The 18860-nt window shown below is 69.3% G+C and carries 18 protein-coding genes; 10 read left to right on the top strand and 8 right to left on the bottom strand.

Annotated features, from left to right (window positions below; all coding sequences use genetic code 11):
* Nucleotides 1-104 precede the first annotated feature (104 nt).
* Both AB0M24_RS13970 and AB0M24_RS13975 read left to right on the top strand, forming a co-directional pair.
* Complete coding sequence (locus tag AB0M24_RS13970; protein ID WP_363765928.1) at nt 105-605, top strand: SigE family RNA polymerase sigma factor; 501 nt, start codon at nt 105-107, stop codon at nt 603-605.
* Nucleotides 605-1651 (top strand): hypothetical protein, encoded by a 1047-nt coding sequence (locus AB0M24_RS13975; protein ID WP_363765931.1) that lies wholly within the window; start codon nt 605-607, stop codon nt 1649-1651. Before AB0M24_RS13970 ends, AB0M24_RS13975 begins: the two co-directional genes overlap by 1 nt.
* Before the next feature lie 51 nt (nt 1652-1702).
* On the opposite strand, the gene AB0M24_RS13980 is transcribed toward AB0M24_RS13975, so the two are convergent.
* A complete protein-coding gene (locus AB0M24_RS13980) occupies nt 1703-2311 on the bottom strand; it encodes a hypothetical protein (protein WP_363765934.1) in 609 nt (202 codons plus the stop codon).
* Nucleotides 2312-2498: 187 nt separating this feature from the next.
* On the opposite strand from AB0M24_RS13980, the gene AB0M24_RS13985 reads away from it, so the two are divergent.
* Nucleotides 2499-4712 carry a glycoside hydrolase domain-containing protein gene (locus AB0M24_RS13985; protein WP_363767068.1) on the top strand — a complete coding sequence of 738 codons (2214 nt, stop codon included), beginning with the start codon at nt 2499-2501 and terminating at the stop codon, nt 4710-4712.
* Nucleotides 4709-5986: a glycosyltransferase gene (locus tag AB0M24_RS13990; RefSeq protein WP_363765937.1), complete on the top strand. Its 1278-nt coding sequence runs from the start codon at nt 4709-4711 to the stop codon at nt 5984-5986. Before AB0M24_RS13985 ends, AB0M24_RS13990 begins: the two co-directional genes overlap by 4 nt.
* Nucleotides 5987-5994: 8 nt before the next feature.
* On the opposite strand, the gene AB0M24_RS13995 is transcribed toward AB0M24_RS13990, so the two are convergent.
* Entirely contained in the window at nt 5995-6552 is a 558-nt protein-coding gene (locus AB0M24_RS13995) for an SMI1/KNR4 family protein (protein ID WP_363765941.1), read from the bottom strand.
* Between the two features lie 64 nt (nt 6553-6616).
* Here AB0M24_RS13995 and AB0M24_RS14000 point away from each other — a divergent pair, with 64 nt between their 5' ends.
* Together AB0M24_RS14000 and AB0M24_RS14005 are read left to right on the top strand one after the other, a co-directional pair.
* Entirely contained in the window at nt 6617-7081 is a 465-nt protein-coding gene (locus AB0M24_RS14000; RefSeq protein ID WP_363765943.1) for a hypothetical protein, read from the top strand.
* A gap of 52 nt (nt 7082-7133) precedes the next feature.
* Nucleotides 7134-8108, top strand: coding sequence for an ADP-ribosylglycohydrolase family protein (locus AB0M24_RS14005; RefSeq protein WP_363765945.1), 975 nt, complete (start codon nt 7134-7136; stop codon nt 8106-8108).
* On the opposite strand, the gene AB0M24_RS14010 is transcribed toward AB0M24_RS14005, so the two are convergent.
* Genes AB0M24_RS14010 through AB0M24_RS14020 form a run of 3 tightly spaced genes read right to left on the bottom strand, consistent with a single transcriptional unit; the run spans nt 8105 to nt 11108 of the window.
* On the bottom strand, nt 8105-9307 hold the full coding sequence (locus tag AB0M24_RS14010; RefSeq protein ID WP_363765948.1) for an amidohydrolase family protein: 1203 nt from the start codon (nt 9305-9307) through the stop codon (nt 8105-8107). The genes AB0M24_RS14005 and AB0M24_RS14010 overlap by 4 nt on opposite strands.
* On the bottom strand, nt 9304-9717 hold the full coding sequence (locus tag AB0M24_RS14015; RefSeq protein WP_363767071.1) for a GAF domain-containing protein: 414 nt from the start codon (nt 9715-9717) through the stop codon (nt 9304-9306). Before AB0M24_RS14015 ends, AB0M24_RS14010 begins: the two co-directional genes overlap by 4 nt.
* Before the next feature lie 11 nt (nt 9718-9728).
* Nucleotides 9729-11108: an MFS transporter gene (locus AB0M24_RS14020; RefSeq protein WP_363765955.1), complete on the bottom strand. Its 1380-nt coding sequence runs from the start codon at nt 11106-11108 to the stop codon at nt 9729-9731.
* 127 nt (nt 11109-11235) lie between these two features.
* On the opposite strand from AB0M24_RS14020, the gene AB0M24_RS14025 reads away from it, so the two are divergent.
* Nucleotides 11236-12111 carry a MurR/RpiR family transcriptional regulator gene (locus tag AB0M24_RS14025; protein WP_363765958.1) on the top strand — a complete coding sequence of 292 codons (876 nt, stop codon included), beginning with the start codon at nt 11236-11238 and terminating at the stop codon, nt 12109-12111.
* Complete coding sequence (locus AB0M24_RS14030) at nt 12111-12980, top strand: L,D-transpeptidase family protein (RefSeq protein ID WP_363765961.1); 870 nt, start codon at nt 12111-12113, stop codon at nt 12978-12980. Before AB0M24_RS14025 ends, AB0M24_RS14030 begins: the two co-directional genes overlap by 1 nt.
* On the opposite strand, the gene AB0M24_RS14035 is transcribed toward AB0M24_RS14030, so the two are convergent.
* Entirely contained in the window at nt 12977-13810 is an 834-nt protein-coding gene (locus tag AB0M24_RS14035; protein WP_363765964.1) for a glycoside hydrolase family 16 protein, read from the bottom strand. The two genes, AB0M24_RS14030 and AB0M24_RS14035, sit on opposite strands and share 4 nt — an antisense overlap.
* Before the next feature lie 169 nt (nt 13811-13979).
* Between AB0M24_RS14035 and AB0M24_RS14040 the strand changes: the two genes are divergently transcribed.
* The gene (locus AB0M24_RS14040) at nt 13980-14702 is read left to right on the top strand and encodes an excalibur calcium-binding domain-containing protein (RefSeq protein ID WP_363765967.1); all 723 of its coding nucleotides are present in this window, start codon (nt 13980-13982) and stop codon (nt 14700-14702) included.
* 1 nt (nt 14703) lies between these two features.
* On the opposite strand, the gene AB0M24_RS14045 is transcribed toward AB0M24_RS14040, so the two are convergent.
* Together AB0M24_RS14045 and AB0M24_RS14050 are read right to left on the bottom strand one after the other, a co-directional pair.
* Nucleotides 14704-17481, bottom strand: a complete 2778-nt coding sequence (locus AB0M24_RS14045; protein ID WP_363765970.1) for a hypothetical protein — start codon at nt 17479-17481, stop codon at nt 14704-14706.
* A gap of 59 nt (nt 17482-17540) precedes the next feature.
* Entirely contained in the window at nt 17541-17696 is a 156-nt protein-coding gene (locus AB0M24_RS14050) for a hypothetical protein (protein WP_363765972.1), read from the bottom strand.
* A 170-nt stretch (nt 17697-17866) separates the two neighbouring features.
* Between AB0M24_RS14050 and AB0M24_RS14055 the strand changes: the two genes are divergently transcribed.
* Nucleotides 17867-18733, top strand: a complete 867-nt coding sequence (locus tag AB0M24_RS14055) for a peptidase inhibitor family I36 protein (protein ID WP_363765975.1) — start codon at nt 17867-17869, stop codon at nt 18731-18733.
* The last annotated feature ends 127 nt before the right edge of the window (nt 18734-18860 follow it).

The raw sequence follows: 18860 nt of genomic DNA on the forward strand, positions 1-18860 counted from the left end.
ATGGATGAAACCGCGTATGTGCATATCTTCATGACTCGATGAGTGGATCAACCTGTGTACTCCGGCGGTAAACAGAACGCCGTCGACACGAGTCTTCAAGAGTGATGGCTGACTACGACGACTTCGCCCGAGCGCAACTACCGCGGTTGCTGCGGTACGCGACGATGCTCACCGGCGAGCGGGAGCAGGCGGCTGATCTGGTGCAGGACGTGCTGGTCAAGGTGTACCGGCACTGGTCCCGGATCAGCGGCGCCGATCACCCCGACCGGTACGTCCTGCGCATGGTGACCAACGGCTACCTGTCCTGGCGGCACAGCTGGTCTGTGCGCGTGATCGCGCCGGGTGACGTCCCCGACGAGGCACGGGCGGACGACTTCGCGTCGGACCACGCCGCGCGCGAGGACATGTGGCAGCGCCTGGCGCGGCTGCCCAAGCGCCAGCGGGCTGTGGTGGTGCTGCGGTACTACGAGCAGCTGCCCGACTCCGAGATCGCCGGGCTGCTCGGCTGCGCCCAGGCCACCGTCCGCGCCCACGCCCACAAAGCCTTGGCGGCACTGCGAAACGGCTTGGCCATCGAGCAGATGGCGGAGGCCAGGGAGACGTGATGAACATCGAGAACCTGATCAAGGACACCTTCACGGCGCACGAAGACGACGCGCCCGACAGCGACGCGGTGCTCGCCGCGGCACGCCAACGCATCGACAGCAGGCGATCCGGGCTGAGCCGGCCGTTCGCGGTCGCGGCCGGGGCGACCGCGCTGACCCTCGTCGCGGTCACGGCCGTGGTGCTGAACCGGCCGGAACCCGCGGACCAGCTCCAGGTCGCCGCCGGGTCTCAGAGCAGCCCAACCCCGACCCCGACCGCTGCCGAACAGGCCGCGCCGGGTCTGCAGATGCCCTACTCCCTCGGCTGGCTCCCACCGGGCTCGGTCGCCTACAGGGCGCAACGGATCAACGTCGGGTCCAGCGCGGCCAACCCCGGCGTGCCCCTGTACGGCGGCGAGTACATGCTGACCGTCACGGCCGGCGACCAGGTGCTGGAGGTCGACGTCCAGCAGTTCCGGATGGTGTCGGTGGATGAGGCGACGTTCAAGTCGGGGCCGGGCCAGTCCGTGATGATCAACGGGCAGCGCGGGGTCGAGAGCTCGGTGTCCACCGGGCCTGGTGGTTACGAGCTGTACGTGGCGCACCCCGACGGCGGTTCGATGTACGTGCACGTGTCCGCCGCGCACGGCAGCACCGTGCCCGCGCCGCAACTCGTCGACGCCGGCCGCCGGATCGCCGAGAACATCCAGTTCCCGGGCACGACGACGGTCACCCCGGCCTTCGGCCTGCGCGACCTGCCCGACGGGATGCGGATCTGCGCCTTCGGCGTCGGACAGGGCCCGACCGGGCCGGGGATCACCACGAGCTACTCGCTGGGCACGTGCACGGTCCAGCCGCCGGTCTTCGTCAGCAGCGCTGTCGGCGGCGGCCCGACCGGCACACCGGGACAACCCGTGCAGGGCCGCGCGACGCGCTACGTCGACGAGAACGGCTACCGCCGGTTGGTGGTCCTCGACGCGGTTGGAGGAGGCCCGATCGCCATCGCCGGCCGGGTACCGGAGGCCGACCTGTACGACCTCGCGAACCGGCTCGTGCTGCCGGACTGATCGCGGCTCGAACCGGGGTGAGGCGCGGATCGTGCCTCACCCCGGGGTGGTTCAGCGGGGTGAGTACATCCAGGGGTTCTTGAGGTCGAAGAACTTCGGAGGCTCCGCCGCGAGCGCCTGCATCTCGTCCATCTGGGCCTTGAGCTCCGCGGGCGGCTCCTTCTGCTCGCCCATGCGCGCGTCGGCCTCGTTGGTGAAGAACATCTCCATGGCGTACCGGCCGCCGGCGAAGTTGGCGCCGATGCTGCCGAGGATGTCCGGCCGGTACTCGGCCCACTTGTCCGGGTTCTCCATGGTCAGGTCCATGCCCCTGGCCGGGTCGGTCACGCGCCCTTCGATGATCTGCACGAACTGGGCCTTCGCCGGGTCGCCCGGCGTGTCCTCGGTGACCTGCTCGCTGTCCATGAACTCCGCGCCCTGCGGGAACAACGCCGACGTCTCCGACCACCAGGCGCCCTGCTCCGCTCTGTCGCTGTTCTCCTGGGCGTGCTCAGGCGTGTCGAACCGGACGAAGCACACGCAGGTGCCGTCGTCGGTCACGCCGCAGGTCGAACCCAGCCACCCCGTCGCGCCGGGGGCCAGGTCCCGCATCCACTTGTCCAACTGGGCGTGCAAGCGCTCGGCGTCGGACACCTTGCCCTGCACAAGCTGTACGAACATGGTGAGCCTCCGATCCTGCCGCGGTCCCGGCCGGCGGTGGCCGGGCCTGCGCGGCCATCGACCATACGGCCGCATCGGGGCCACCGCTCGCCGATCATCGGACAGGGCCACATGTTCATATCGCCGAAACCAACGTCGTGTCCGAGTTGCCTAGTGTCGAATCATCTTCGACGAAATCGATCCTTTCATCGGAACGGCTGCCACCTCACTGCCTGCGGCGCATGGGCTGGCGGCCTCGTGGTGGTGGCCGAAAGCGCAGGTCGGCAACACCCACCCCGGCGCGACGTCGCCGCTCGGCATGGTGTCCGCGTGCGCCTACTCCGGTGCCTATCCGACCGGCTACGGCCTCTACGCGAAGAACACCGAGGGGCAGCCGGAGGAACTGTTCGACCGGCTGCAGGCGTCCGGGTTCACGCATTTTCAACAATCCGGTACAGGGGCGATACGCAAGTATTACAACTACGTGCGGGTGACCCCGATGGTGCAGCAGCTGGACGTCCTCGGTGAAGCCTGGCCGCTGCACGACGAGACCGCTGAAGCCGGGTACTACGCGGCCACTCTCGACACCGGCATTCGATGTGAGGTCACCGTCGGCGCCAAGGTCGCCGTCCACCGCTACGTCTTTCCCGAGCATCGCAGCGCACGGGTCGTCGTCGACCTGTCCTGCGGCGGGCTGGCCATCGACCTCGGCCGCACGGTGCCGTTGCGCGCGCACGTGGAAAGCCTCGGCAACGGCCGCGCCCAGGGCACGGTGGTCGTCGAAGGCGTGCCGCTGTCGGTGTACATCAAGGTCGACAGTCCTGGCTGGCGGCAGATGCTCTGGCACGACCGCCGGCTGATCGAGGGCGGCACGCGGCTCGACTTCGACCGCATCAGGCAGACCACGCTGCGCCCGTTCGGGATGCTCTTCATGGGCCCCACCACCGCCGGGCAGAGCGTCGAGATCCAGATCGGGTTTTCGTTGCGCGGCTGTGAACAGGCTCGGGAGAACCTGTCCCGCGAATGCGGTGAGGGGGCGCCGGCGTTCGACGTCGTCCGGGAGCGGACCAAGGCTCGGTGGCGCGACCACGTGGGCCGGGTGGAGGTCGAGGGCGGGTCACCCGCCAGGCGGCAGGTGTTCGCGACGGCCCTGTACCACTCGCTGATCAAGCCGTGCTTCGCCGACGACGAGAGCCCGTTCTGGCCGTCCTCGGGGCCTTTCGTGTTCGACATCTGCACGATGTGGGACATCTACAAGACCCAGCTGCCGTTGCTCATGGCCATCTGCCCTGATCGGGCGGTCGATCTCCTGGAGTCGCTGATCCGCGTCTGCGAGGAGGAAGGCAACTTCCCCATCGGATACCGGATGGCTCGCGGCGCGGACAGGTTCTCCCGGCAGGCGAGCTCGTTGGTCCACACCGCGCTGGCCGACGCGCACGCCCTCGGCCTCGGCGACCTGGACTGGACCTGGGCGCTCGTGCACATGTACGACGACCTGCGCCGGATGTACGGCGAGGACTTCTACGAGCACGGCGTCGTGCACCCGATCTCGCACACGCTCGACCTCGCCTACGCCTGCTACTGCACCTCCGGCGTCGCCCGTGCCCTGAACGACGTCCAGCTCGCCGACGACCTCGACGCGCGAAGCCGCTTGTGGTCCAACGCGTTCGACCCGGACACCGGTCTGCTGCTCGACTCGTCGTTCTACGAAGGCGGCAAGTGGAACTACTCGTTCCGGCTGCTGCACGACATGGCCGCGAGAATCGCGATGGTCGGTGGGCACGAAGCGTTCGTCGGCACGCTCGACGCGTTCTTCGGCTATGGCGCCCCGCGGGTGGCGCAGCCCGGCAAGCTGCCCGGCTCGGCGGAGATGGCGGCCGGCTACCTGCTGAACCGGTTCGAGGGGCTGAACAACGAGCCGGACATGGAAGCGCCGTGGTCCTACCACTACGCGGCGCGGCCGGACCGCACGGCCGAGATCGTGCACGCGGCACTGACCTGGCAGTTCGGCACCGGTCGCGGCGGCCTGCCGGGCAACGACGACTCGGGCGGGCTGAGCTCGTGGTACGTGTGGGCCTCGCTCGGCCTGTTCCCGGTCGCCGGGCAGAACCTGTTCCTCGTCAACGCGCCCGCCTTCAGCCGCGCCACCTTGCACCTCGGAGACCGCGACTTCGTCATCGAGACCCGTGGACACCGCGAGACGTCCATCAGTTCCGACGGGTTGGAAGCGCACCCGCCGCCGCAGTACGTGCAGTCCGCCCGGCTCGACGGCAAACCACTGGACGCGGCACATCTGCGCGCGTCCGACGTCCATGCCGGCGGACGGCTGCTGCTCGAGCTCGGCCCGCAGCCGTCCGAATGGGGACGCAAGATCCTGCCGCCATCAACGTCCGACCCGCTCGGAAAGGGGGCTCGCACATGAGCAGGCCAAGCCGCCGTCTCGTCATCGTGGTCCGGGCCGACCCGGTCATCTGCGGCCACTCCGGAGAAGCCCGCAACCTGGCAGAGGTCGCGCTCACCCGCGGCTTCGACGACGTGCGGTTGCTGACGTGGCCGATATCCGTGCTGCAGTCGGCGGGCCTGCCGCTCAAGCCGCTGGACCGGATCCTGCCCTACAGCGACGGCATCACCGTGGAGCGGCCCGAGCCGGTCGGCGACTACCGGGTACCCGACGGCCGCTACCTGGCCGGCCTGACGGGACGCCTGGTCGAACTGCTCGCCGACCGGGTCCCGACCACCTGCGTGTCGATGTACCTGGCTCCCCACGACGCCGTCGTGCGCGACGCCGTGGACGCGGCACGCGCGGCCGGCTTCGCACCCGACGTCCACACCATCGCGAAGGCGGTCGGCTCGGACGTCACCAACGTGATCCGCTCGTGCCTGCGCGAGAGGCGGTTCGGGGCAGCCGTGGCCCTGTTCACCCGGTTCCTCTCGAACGACCAGGTGATCGCCGTGTCGGAGTACACCAGGCAGGAGATCATCGCCTGCGCGGAAGCCGTCGACGCGCACTGCGGCACCAGGTTCGCCCGCCAGTGCGTGCGCCGGATCGCGGTCAGCTACCCACCGATCGACACCTCGGCCTACCTCGACCTCGCCCCGGCGCTCGTGGACGCCGCCCTGAAGCGCCGCGGCCTGGAGCGCGACGGGTACGTGTTGTTCCTGTCGAGGGTGACCCGGGCCAAGGGCATCCACGACCTGGTGGACGCGTTCGCCCGATGCCAGGCGCGGTCACGGCTGAAGCTCGTCGTCGCCGGCAACGGCCCTGACCTGGAGCACCTCCAGGCGATCACCCGGCACGACGACCGGATCCTCTTCCTCACCGACGTGGAGGACGAGGAGAAGCCGTTGCTGATGAACGGCTGCGCGGTGTTCGCGCTGCCGACCAAACCCGAACCGGAGTTCGTCGAGACCTTCGGCATCGCGCTGACCGAGAAGATGCTCGCGGGCGGCGGGCCGGTGATCACGACCACCACCGGAGGGGTCGGCGAAGCGGTGGGCGGGACCGCGATCCTCGTCGAGGCGGGGAACAGTGCCCACATCGCCGCCGCGATCGACCGGGTGGTGCTCGACATGTCGGGCGAGGAACGGCAGGTGATGGCGGATCGGGCACGGGAGCACGCGCTGTCGTTCGACCGCGTCCGGGTGTTCGACAGCCTGTTCGCCACGCCCGACCCGGCAGTCGCTCTGACGGGATGACCCTGTAGTCAGTACAGGTCGAGAAGGACGAGCGTGCTCTCCTCGACCTCGGCGTGCCCGGCTTCGACGAGGTCGGCGGCACGGGCGAGGAACGCGGTGAGCGAGGGCGCTTTCGGCTCGTCCAGGTCCGGGACGTTGGGGCGGAACACGACCTGGCCGACGGTGCCGTGCTCACCGGGTTCCAGGTCCACCAGGTAGCTGTCGCCTTGGAACGCGAGGAACGGCAGCCAGGATTCGGACCACACGGTCCAGCGGTAGTGGGCGGGTTGCTCGACCGGTCTGGCCAGCTCGCTCACCACGTCGGTCAGCACGCGGTGCATCTCGATGATCTCGTCGATGGTCAGGAAGTGGTGGAAGTTGAGCGGGCCGTGCAGGTAGTCGGGGTCGTCCTGACCGGCTGACACGCGCAGCATCTCCACCAGGTCGGCCGGCAGGGCCAGGCCGGTCGCGGTGGCGAGCCGGTCAAGGTCGTGATCGGTCGCGCCGGGCAGGAACGGCGCGGTGCCGGGTAGCAGCTGTTCGATCAGGGTTCGCAGCCGTGTGAACTCGGCGGCGGTGTCGCTCATGCCGGCCAGTCTGCCGTGCCGGGTGCTGCGGCGTTGTCTAATGCTCACCGTGGGTGGCACAGCGTTGAGCGTCTTGACCCCGTGCCCGGCCGAGCGGGTCGAACGGGTCGTGGTGGCGGAGATGATCGCCGAAGGCATGCAGCGGGATGCGGTCAACCCGGTCGACTGGCGCTCCGCCGATGGCCTGCCGTACGGCTACCGCCTCGACCGGCCGGACAGCGAGACCGAGCCGACGGAGCTCGCGCTCGTCGAGCGGGTGGCCGGGAAGCCGATGCGCTGTGACGTCGGGTTGCACGTCTTCGTCAGGGATCTGGCGGGCCGGCCTGTGCTGGTTCGGCTGGCGCAGCGCGTCGCGGAGCAGACCGAAGGCTGGGTCTTCGTCGAGTTCCAGGCGCCTTCCGCGGACTTGCTGAGGTACCTGGAGAGCGCGGGTCGTTGCATTGCCGTCGATGACCGCGATTACGTCTACCTCGACGCAGCGGCGATGGCGGCGTGGTGCGTGCACCCGGACTTCCACGTGATCAAGTAGCGGCCTGGTCGAGGTCCGCCTGCGAGGAACTCCGTCGTCGTAGGGTTCGAGTGTGGACCGGATCGCGGGATCGTTTTACGGGTTGGCTTTCGGGGACGCGCTCGGTGCGCCCACGGAGTTCATGACAGTCGCCGAGATCGAGCGGGAGTTCGGGCCGGACGGGCCCGAACTCGTGGGCGATCCGGCGCGGGTCACCGACGACACGCAGATGGCGCTTGCCGTCGCGTGGGCGTTGCACGGGGTCGAGCGGTACAGCGCTGACGTGCTCGAGCCGCGGTTGCGGGAGCGGTTCGTGGCTTGGGCGCACAGTCCGGAGAACAACCGCGCGCCTGGGATGACGTGTCTGCGGGCGTGTGGCGGGTTGGCGGAGGGCGCGCCTTGGGTCGAGGCGACGATCGCCGGGTCCAAGGGATGTGGTGCCAACATGCGGGTCACTCCGGTGGGGTTGCTGCCCGGGCTTGATCTTGAGGTGCTGGCCGGGGTGTCGCAGTTGCAGGCCGCCATGACGCACGGGCATCCCACGGCGTTGGCCGCGTCCGAGCTCACGGCCTACGCGACGCGGCTGCTGGTCGACGGCGTTGAGCTGGCCGATGTGCCCGCCGCGTTGCTGGACCGGTGCGGGGAACGGCGTGAGGTCTACCTGGAGGAGTGGCTCGGGTCGCTGTGGGAGGTGCCGGGAGCGACGACGCCGGATGACTTCATCGCTCGCGGCTGGGACGAGTGCGGTGCGGTGCTTGAACGACTGGTGGCCGCGCTGGCTCTGCCGGACGACGGGCTCGACGCGTGCCTTGCCACCGGCGAGGGGTGGATTGCCGAGGAGGCGTTGGCGACAGGGCTGTACTGCGCGGTGCGGCATGCCGATGATCCGATGCGGAGTCTGGTGCGGGCGGCGCGGACGAGCGGGGACTCGGATTCGATTGCCGCGCTGGCTGGAGCGTTTGTCGGTGCCGCGCACGGGATCGAGGCTTGGCCCGAGGACTGGGTTGCTCGAATCGAGTACGGGGATCAGCTGGCCGCGCTCACCTAGCCGAGCACCACCTCGCCGCCCTGGATCACGTGCCGGAAGTGCTTCGGTTCCGCCAGTACGCCGATGTCGTCCAACGGATCTCCTTCCACTACGAGGAGATCCGCGTATGCGCCCACGGCCAGCGTGCCGATCTCGCCGGTCAGGTTGAGCAGGTCCGCGGCGGTGGTGGTGGCCGAGCGGATCACCTCCAGGGGTGTCTGCACCTCCGCGCGCAACCGGAACTCGTGGTTCTGGTGCCGGTGCATGCCGCCGAGGAGGTCGGTTCCGAAGACCACCTTCACGCCGGCGCGGGACGCTCGTTCCAGCGCGGTGAGGCCCGCGCCGAGGACCTCGTCCACCTTGCGCCAGCTGGATTCCGGGAGTCCGTGCTCGCGGCCTTCCTGCTTCAGCGCCCAGTAGGTCACCAGGGTCGGGACGAGGAACGCGTCGTGCGAGAGGAAGAGCTCGACGCTGCGGTCGTCGATCAGGTTGCCGTGCTCGATGGAACGGACGCCGAGCTCCAAGGCGCGGTTCACCGCTCGGGCCGTGTAGGCGTGCGCGGCCACGTAACGGTTTGCCGCTTCTGCCTCCAGGACGATCGCGCGCAGTTCCTCGGCCGAGTACTGCGTCGAGTCGATCCGGTCCGTGGGGGAGGCGATGCCGCCGGACGCCATCACCTTGATGTGGTGGGCTCCTTTGCGCAGCTCGTCGCGGGCAGCCGTGCGCACCGCGTCCACGCCGTCCGCCACCCGGCCGAGGCCCGCGCAGCACGGGTGGTCGTCGCGGACGTTGGTGCCGCGGGTGCGGCTGTCGCCGTGGCCTCCGGTCTGGCTGAGGGCTCGGCCGCAGAACTGCAGTCGCGGGCCGCGCAACAGACCCTCGGCTTGGGCGTCCGCCAGGCCGTAGTCGGCGCCCGAGGCGTCGCGGACCGTGGTGAAGCCGCGGTCGAGCATCCGGCTCATCGTTCGGGCCGCGTGCAGGGCCACATAGGACGGTGACGTCGAGGGCAGTGAGCCCAGATCCGCTGTCGACGCGGTGACGTGCACGTGGGCGTCGATCAGGCCCGGTAGCACGACGGCGCCGCGGACATCCAGCGATCGCGTGCCGTCCGGGCACTCCTCGGTGATGCGCCCGTCGACGCAGTGCAGGTCGCCTTCGGTGTAGTGACCTGTAGCAGGGTCCAGCAACGTCGCGTTGCGCAGCAGCAGAGATCCGTTCACCGTTCCTCCAGGTCCAGCAGGGCGGGCACCGCCAGCAGCGCGAACGACTCGGCCACCACGACCGAATCCTCGTCGTAGCTGCCTTCCTCGCCGAGCAGGTTGAGCACGCCCAGCGTCCGGCCGTGGCCCACGACCGGCACGTTGATCACCGCTCCGCAGCCGAGCGCCGCGATGACCCGGTGGTCGGCGAAGATCTCCCGCACGGCCGCGGAATCCCTTCCCAGGTAGGGCTTCTGGCCGGTGATGCACTGGTCGAGCCAGCCTTCGGCGACCTCGACCGTCTTCTCGCCGCCGACCGGGTACTGCTCGGGATGGCTGCTGTGCACCCGCCGCAGCGCTTTGCGTCGCGGTACCCAGGCGAGCACGGTGAACAACCGCACGCCGATCTCGGCGCGCACCCGTTCCTCCATTTTGGACAGGTTCACCGCGTCATCTCCTTCGTGACGGTGCGTTCGGTCAGTTCTTCCAGCGAGCGGCCGGCGGTGGACAGGCCGAACACGACCACGCACACCACGCCTGCCGTCAGCACCGCCGTGGTCAGGCCGAAGACGCCGGCGAACCCGAGACTCGCCGCGGACAGGCCGATGATCGTCGGTGCGAGGATGCTGCCCACGCGGCCGAACGCGCTCGACATCCCGGTGCCGCTGGCCCGGATCCAGGTGGGGAAAACCTCCGGCGTGTAGGAGTACACGCCCGCGTAGGTGCCGTTGAGGAAGAACGACAGCACCGCGCCGGCGAGCGTGATCGACCACGGCGCCGAGGTCTGGCTGAGCCAGAACGCGCTCACCGCGGAGCCGGACAGGTACAACGCGATCGTGTGCTTGCGGTCCAGGCGTTCGGACAGCCACGCCGCGGAGAAGTAACCCGGCACCTGGGCGAGGTAGATGATGATCGAGAACTCGAAGCTCTTCGTCACCGTGATGCCGCGCTCGACCAGCAACGTCGGGATCCACGAGAAGAAGCCGTAGTAGGAGAACGTGATCACGAACCAGACGGTCCAGATCACCGCCGTGCGGCGCCTCATCGGCCGGCTCCACAGGAACCGCAGCGCGGTCGCGAGGGTGACCTTCGGCGTCTCGGCCGCGGGCGGGTCGTCGGTGGCGAGCACGGGCGGAAGTGCTTTCCCCGTCGCCTTTTCGACGTCCCGCTCGATCTTCGCGACGATCAGCTCGGCCTCGTCGCGACGTCCGCGAGCGAGCAGGAACCGCGGCGACTCGGGCAGGGAACGCCGCCACCACAACAACATCACGATCGGCAGCGCGGTGACGAGCTGGGCGACGCGCCAGCCGTCGGACATCGTCGGCACGATGAACCGCCCGATCAGCGCGGCCGCGACGAAGCCGAACGAGAAGAACCCGGCCAGCGCGCCGATGAACCAGCCGCGCCGGTGGGCGGGGACGAACTCGGCCAGGAACGGCGCGATGATCGCGCTTTCGGCACCGGCGCCCGCACCGGCCAGCACACGCGCGCCGAGAAACACCTCGTAGCTGGGCGCGAGCGCGGCGACGACGGAGAACGCCGCGTAGAACGCCAGCGCGTACATCATGACCTTCTTGCGCCCGATGCGGTCGCCCAGCAGGCCGGCGGCGACGGCACCGAAGAGGAAGCCGAACGGCGTCGCCGAGCCGATCAGCCCGAGGTGGCCGTTGTCGAGCTGCCACGCCGCCCTGGCGCTGGGCAGCAGGAACGCGACGACCGCCGAGTCCATGCCGTCGAAGGTGTAACCGAGCCCGCCGATGAGCAGCAGCTTGTAGTGGGGGCGACTGAGGGGGAGCCGATCGAGTCGTGCCAGCAGCGTCATGGGGAACGCCTTCCGTGGTCCGGCCGTCGAGGTGGCGACAACGTATATTGCACTTCAATCAAACTGCAATGGTCTTTGCAATCTGATCCGGTGCAGTACGGTGTCGCGACCGAGGAGAGGCGTAGAGGTGGCGGAGACCGACGACGGCTTCGAGGCATGGCTGCGGGAGCGCCTGCCCGAGCGCGGACTGCGCCCGAAGTCGGCCGCTGTGCTGGAGGTTCTCGTCTCCCAGCCGCGGCGGGCGTCGTTCGGCTCGACGGCGGAACTGGCGCAGCTCGCCGGGGTCAACGTCGCCACGGTGACCCGCACGGCTCAGGCGCTGGGCTTCGCCGGGTGGCCGGCGTTGCAGCAGGAACTGCGCGCGCGGTACATGTCGTCGCTGAGCGCGCCGCAGGTCGCCGAGGAGCACCGCGGCGTCGGCTCGCCGGGCTCCGCGTCGTTGCGCAGGGACCTCGACAGCCTCGCGTTGCTGCAGCGGCGGTTCGACGACGAGCTGATCCGCGAGGTCGCTCGCGCGATCGCCGGGGCACGTCGCACGCTGGTGATCGCCGACGGCAGCTACGCGGCGGTCGGGATCGCCTTCGCGCACAACGCACGTCTCGCGGGGTACGACGTCCACGCGGCGACGGCGGGCACGTCGGAGGTCGCGAACATGACGGCGCGGCTGACGTCCGACGACGTGCTGGTCGCGATCAGCTTCTGGCGCCTGTACGAGAGCACCGTCGTCGCGGCGAACGAGGCGAAGCAACGCGAGGCGAGGGTCTTCGCGATCACGGACGCGGCGAGCCCCGGTCTCGCGGCCGCGGCCGAGCAGGTGCTGATGGTGCCGGCGGAAGGCGTGACGTTCTTCGCCTCGCTGACGGCGGGAATGGCGCTGGCGCAAGCGATCGTGGCCGAGCTCGCGGCGGTCGACCCGGCGCGCACGAGCGAGTCGATCGAGGCCGCGGAAGCGATGTGGTCGCGGTTCGAGCTGCTGCACCGCCGTCCGGCAGGGAAGCCCTGATGTCCGAGAAGAAGGTTCCACTGGCGGTCAGACTGCTGGGCCCGGTGGTGGCGGCGGTGGCTGTCGCCGGGTTCGTCGTCGTGGCGGCCAACGGATCTCCGCAGGTCGTGCCGATCACCGCCGGGGGTGTTCAGCAGACATCGGTCACCGGGCCTAAGGTTTCGCCTGATGAGCCGAGTTCCAGTGCTGCCACCACCACTACGACGCCGCCGAGCAGCAGCGTGAGCAAGTCGTCCGCTGCCACCAGCTCTGCCGCGCCGCCCGTTGCCGCGCCCGCGCCGACCAAACGCGTTGAGGCGCCTTGGTTCGCGGATCGGGTCGGGGCCGCCACGCAGGTGATCTCGGTGGTGGGCGCGGGTGGGTCGAACGCCACCGTGTCCACCTGGCAGAAGTCCGGGAGCGAGTGGGCCGCTGTGCTGGGCGGGGTGGCGGCGAAGGTTGGCGCGCCAGGGATTTCGGGGTCCTACGGGGAGTCCTCGTCCGCCACGCCTGCAGGCGTTTTCGCGATCACGAGTGCGTTCGGGCGGCAGGCCGATCCCGGGGCCGGGGTGTCGTACCTGCGGGTGGACGCTCAGGACTGGTGGGTCAGCGACGTCAACAGTCCTCTGTACAACACCCATCAGCGGTGTGCTCGTGGGACGTGTTCGTTCAACGAGAGCGTGTCGGAGAACCTGTGGGAGCAGGGGACTGTCTACGACTACGCGCTGGTGATGGGGGTCAACGCGCAACGTGTGCCCGGTGGCGGGAGCGCGTTCTTCCTGCACGTCACCAACGGGGCTGCCACCGCCGGGTGTGTGGCGGTGCCGGCAGCCGCGTTGGTGACGATCATGCGCTGGGTTCGCCCTGGAACGGTGATCGCGCTCAGCTAGAGGGTCGTCACCCGGACGTAGTCGACGACGATGGTGTTCGGCATCGGCGTGCTGCTGTTCGGAGCGCCCGGCCAGTCACCGCCGACCGCGAGGTTGAGCAGCAGGTAGAACGGGCGGTTGTTGTAGACCCACTGCTTGCCGTTCAGGTCCGCCGGGGTGCGCCGCTGGAAGACCTGGTTGTCGACCGACCACGTCAGCGAGTTCGGGGCCCAGTCCAGCCGGAACGTGTGGAAGCCCGAGGCGAAGCGCGGGCCGTTGAACGCCGCGCCGATGCCCTGTGCACCCGAGTAACCGGGGCCGTGGATGGTGCCGTGGACCGTGTTCGGTTCGCGGCCGATGTTCTCCATGACGTCGATCTCGCCGTTGTTCGGCCAGCCGCCGCCGGTGGTGCCCATCATCCAGAAGGCGGGCCACATGCCCTGGCCCTGCGACATCTTCATGCGGATCTCGAAGTGCCCGTAGGTCTGGCTGAACTTGCCGGACGTGTTCAGCCTGGCCGAGGTGTACTGGCAGCGGCCGTACCAGCAGTTGTAGTTGCCGGGGTTCTCGCGGCGGGCGGTGATGACGAGGTTGCCCTGGCCGTCCATGGCCGCGTTCTGGGTGCGGTTCGTGTAGTACTGGTACTCGTGGTTGTTGCCGCCGTTGTTGCCGGTCTCGACACGCCACTTGTTGGTGTCGACGGGGCTGCCGGCCGGGCCGTTGAACTCGTCGGCGAACGTGATCGCCTGCATTCCGACATCTGACGCGCCGCTCGCAGGAGTTGCCACGACGGGTGCGGTCACCGCTGCCATTGCGATGATCACCACGAGGCGGGAGAAGCGGTTCGACATCGTTGTCACCTCACTTCGCACACTTTTGTTGTGGCGGCGAACAAAAAGTATGACCGGACTGGACCAGTAGTCGCAAGGAGTTCTTGAGAGCGCTCTCGCAGTTGTGTGCCGATAGGCCGTCCGGGTGACGCGGGTAACGCCGTGCGGCAGCCTTCGCGATGCACGGGCCGTGACCGCACTCAGTTCCTGGCGCCAGCTGCCGAAAAACGCTCGCGTGTTCGCCGCGACGAGCGCGGTCGTGCCGTTGCTGGTGATCGCGGGGTGTGGGCAGGAGTCCGCGCCGCTCGCGACTTCCACGTCCACCAGCGCCACGACCACAACTACAAGCACCACAACGACAACAACACCGCCGCCGGTGACTGTGTCGTCTGTTGTGGACGGTCGCACGGTGACGTTGTCGAACGGCACCAGCGTGCAGGTGACCGGTCTTGCCCCGCCCGGCGAGTGCTGGGCGACGTCCGCTGCGGAGTTCGCGACGAACACGTTGGTGGGCAAGGCGGTCAGCGTCGCGGGATCACGGCTGCTGCTGGCCGACGGCAGTGACTACGCGGTGCTCGCGGTGAGCAAGGGTGTCGCGAGGGCGGTGAGTGGTGCGGACGCCGCGATCCAGGCGGCCGAGGCGGTCGCGAAGCAGTCGTCGACGGGGTTCTGGGGGCCGTCGTGCGGCGGGCTCGACGTGAAGCCCGCGCCGCAACCCGTTGTGCCGCAACCGCAACCTGTCGTACCGCAACCGCAGCCGGCACCCGTGCCCGCGCCTCCACCACCGCCGGCGGCCGCGTACTACGCGAACTGCTCGGCGGCCAAGGCTGCGGGCGCGGCACCGCTCTACCGCGGCCAGCCGGGCTACCGGTCGGCGCTCGACCGGGACAACGACGGCGTGGCCTGCGAGTAGCTCACCGGTGGGCGCGGCTCCACAGCGCGGGCCAGCCACCTTTGCCCAGCAAGCCGGCCGGCACGAGCAGGCCGTGCTCGGCGACCTGGTCCCAGAACACGTCGACCGGCGCGCCGAGTTCCGCCGCCGCGGTGAGGGCGTGCTGCCACGGGCCGTGCTCGTCGGACAGGTCGCTGGAGGGAAAGCCCGGTACAGCGGTCTTCCTGGCGGGAACGATGGTGTCCGTTGTGGACTGTGGCGCGCAGGTGGTGGCGATTGTCAGTGCGCACAACAGTTCGGGCGACGGACGACGAGCCACTGAACGGATCAGAGCCTCATCGGTAAGTAGACGACCGAGCGCTGTGCGGAGTGCCTGGGACACCACGTCCAGCGCGTGGGCCGGGGCGATCTCCGGGCGGCGGACGAGAGCGCGCAGGGTTCGGGGGAGCGGTGAGCCGTCGGTGAGGGTGCCGAGGCGGTCGTAGGAGCTCAGTTCCGGGTCGAGCCGGGCCACCGCGGCGGCCAGTGGGCGGGTGCGGGTCGCCTGCCAGACAACGGATGCGTCGATGCCGGAGACGAGCGCGGCGCGGAGCAGGCCGACGAGCTTCGCCGGGCTCTGGCGTTTCAGGGCGATGACAGCCGCTTCCGGTTCGAAGTCGCCGGGCGCGAGCTTGGCGTAGGTGCGGCGGGCCGGTGTGACCGAGGCCAACTCCTGTTCCACCGCATCGAGAAGTGCCTTGGTGAGCGCGGCGGGCAGGCGGACCGGCGCGGACCGGCGGCCACCTCGGGCACGCACCGGTGGCACCGGCAGCAGGGGTTCGACGACGGTCGGAACCTGCGTCGGGATGCCGTCGACCCACCGCTTGATCTGCTTCTCGAGCGCGGGAGTCACGTCCTCGTTGAAACGCGCGCGCAGCTCGTAGACGTGCCAGCCACCGGTGTGACGGCGGATGTCGAGGTTGGCGGCGATGCGGCCGTCGGACGGCTTGCGGAAGGCCATGAGGACGCACTGGCCCTTGTGCGCCCGAGCCGCGTACCAGGACTCGCCGATGCAGTTGCCCATGTAACCGGACCACTCGGCGAGCTGGCGGGGATCGCGGCCGAGCTCCACGGTCAGGCCGCCGACCGTCTGCTTGTCCAGCACCGCCACCTCGGGCGGGATCGGGAACGCGCCGGTGGTCGCCTCGGTGATCACGGCGTCCGCGTTCACACCGGTCGCCAGGTCGGACCAGCTGCCGCAGCGAGGTGGTGGTGTCGCGCCGAACATCACCAGTTGCGCGACCTGCGCGGCGGCCAGCGGTATCGACGTGGCGGTCAGCGGGTCGGGCCTGGTGTAGGTGATCGTGGGGAACGGGTGCTCCGGGCCCACCTCGGCGCGCTCGGCGCCGTAGAAGGGCGCGAGGGCGTCGGCCAGGTCGGCGAGCCAGAGCAGGTCGTGCGGTGTTTCCCGCGCCGCCGGGTCGTCGTCCAGGCGCTGGGCGAGCGTGCGGGTCGGGGCGTCGGCGTGCTTGTCCGTCAGCGGCGGCTTGTCCCAGGTCTGCGGCCGGCGCGAGAAACCTGTCGCCTCGCGCCACTTCTGCAGCTGGGGCACGTTCCACGGCTTGCAGACGTCCCAGCAGTTCTCCAGCGGCACGTCCAGGTCGGACAGGATCTCCCTGATGGCGTCGAAGACGACCACGCCGTAGTTGCGCGCCATCGCGGCACGGCTGCGCACCTGGGTCTCGGCCTTCTTCTTGATCGTCCTTTCCGGACTCAACGTCGCCGCGAGGTAGTGCACGTAGTTGCCGGGGCGCGCCGGGTGGCTGTAGGCGCCTTCCTGGCGGCGTGCGGCGCCGGTCCGGTCTTCCTCGGTGAGGAGATCGGCCGCCGCGAGCTCGTGCCGGTGCTTGTCCGCGGCGACCGCGAGGCCCTCGTCGGACAGGGTGCGAGCGAACCGGAGCAGTGCCGTGGCCGCGATGGCGTCGTTGAGCAGGCGTTCGAGCTCCTTCGCCGTCCACCAGTTGTCGGGACGCCAGCGAGCCGCCGCGGCCAGGGTGGGAGTGCCGCTGACCGCCCAGCCGAGGCGTTGCAGGATCGGCTCGTCGAAGTGGGCGCGGTGGCGTTCGCGGAGCTTGTCGATGTGGTGCGTGCGGGTCTGCGACGACTCACGGCGTTCCCGGCGCTGCTGTTCGAGCAACTGCGAGCACACGTGGTCCCAGAGGCTGATGACCAACGTCAGCCGTCGCGGCCGTTGGTAGCCGCTGAGCGTGCGGGACAGGTGCCCGGCCAACGTCGACGCCGCGCCCTCGGGAAACGGGTCGATGCCGGTAGGCGCGCGCAGGGCCAGCACTCGTTCGAGCTGTTCCGGGCCGAGCAGGTCGGACGCCGCCGAAGCCAGGTGCAGGACGGCCCAGTGCTGGTCGGCGACCGCTGCCTGAGCGGCCGCCCCGACCCGTTTGGTGGCGGCGGGCCCGAACAGCGCCACCAGGTTGGCGGCCCGATCACCCAGGCGCTCGTCGGAGCCGAGGTGGGACAGCGCGGCCAGAACCGCGTCGCGGCGGTCTCCCGGAGCACCGGCCAGGCGGGCTGACGTGAAGCCGCCCCCGAGGTCGACGCCCGCACCCGCGGCCGTGTCGGTCAGCAGGTCGAGCAGGCGGAGCGCGTCGGCGGGATCGGCGTCGACCGGCCCGATCGCCACGGGAGAACCGGGCGGGTGAGCACCCGCGCGGGCGTCCGCGAGCACGGCTTCACCGCCGGGCGCGGGCAGCCAGCAGCTCACCCCAGGTCCGGCCGTTACCCCAAACGCCAGTTGGATCGACATCGACACCATTCTGGCGCACCGGCGCCACTGGTTTTAGGGCTGTGAGCTGCGGCTGAGGGTCAGAAGCCGCTGCGCTCGATCAGGTTGCGCGCCTCTCGCGTCTCCTGGTTGGCCTCGGCCTCGGCGAGCGCGCCCGGCACCGGGTTCGTCTCCTTCTCCGCGACCCACTCCTCGGGCTTCGGACGTTCGGGCAGCGCGTTCCACTTGTCGTTCATGCACCCAGTGTGCCGGTTACAGGCGCTGACTGTCCGGTGACTGCGGGTGTCAGCGAGATGTCAGCGCACGTCGAGATGCTGCTCCCAGCAAAACAAAAGCTTCCCTTTCGAAAAGCGGGCTCCGGCAATTCAGACGGGGCCGGATCCTGCGAACAGGAAAAGGACACATCGTGTTTAAGAAGATCGCTCTCGTGGCGATGATGGGCGCGCTGATCGGCGTGTCCTTCGGCGCTGCCACGGCCAACGCCGCCACGGCCCGCAACGGCGTGTGCGAAGACGGCGAATTCTGCCTGTACTACAACAGCGACAACGCCGGCTCGATTTCCGACTTCAACACGTCGATTTCCGACTACGGCGACGAGCAGCCGAGCTGCTACGAGTTCAAGAGCGGCGGCAACGGCCAGGGTCTGTGCGTGAAGAACGAGGCCGCCTCGGTCTGGAACCGCACCGACAACAAGGTGACCGTGTACTTCAACAGCGGTTACGCGGGTCCGAGCCAGACGATCGCGGCCAACACCAAGACCAACCTGAACTCGACCCTCAAGAACGAGAACGCCTCCCACAAGCTCAACGACGGTGGCGGCACGACCCCGCCTCCCGGCGGCACCTACGCCCCGCCGAACACCAACCCGCACCCGTCGGCCGCGGCCCGCGCGCCCCAGGCCACGAAGCGCACGCAGTTCGTGGACGACGAGATCCGCCGCCTGACCGGTGAGAAGGACTGCTGGGTCGGCGACTACCGCAGCTACGAGCCGTCGACGAGCAACCACAACACCGGCAACGCGCTCGACTGCACCATCTCCAACGCGATCGGCACCTACCCGAACGCCGCGCAGAAGGAGCAGGGCTGGAAGCTCGCCAACTGGCTGAAGAAGTACGCGGACAAGCTCGACGTCCGCTACGTCATCTGGCAGGGCAAGATCTGGAGCGTGGCGCGCTCGTCCGAGGGCTGGCGCAACTACACCGCGGGTAGCGGTGTGACCGGTGGCCACTACGACCACGTGCACGTCTCGATGCAGAACCCGTACGGCGACTGATCTCGGTCAGTCGAGCTCGACGAAAGCCGTCCGATCACCGATCGGGCGGCTTTCGTCGTTGGTGGGGACGACTTTCGCCGCTCGCGGTCACCCGTCCGTCGGATGTGGACTGTGCACCACAACTGAG

The organism is Lentzea sp. NPDC051838 (assembly GCF_040681245.1).
Classification (GTDB): domain Bacteria; phylum Actinomycetota; class Actinomycetes; order Mycobacteriales; family Pseudonocardiaceae; genus Lentzea.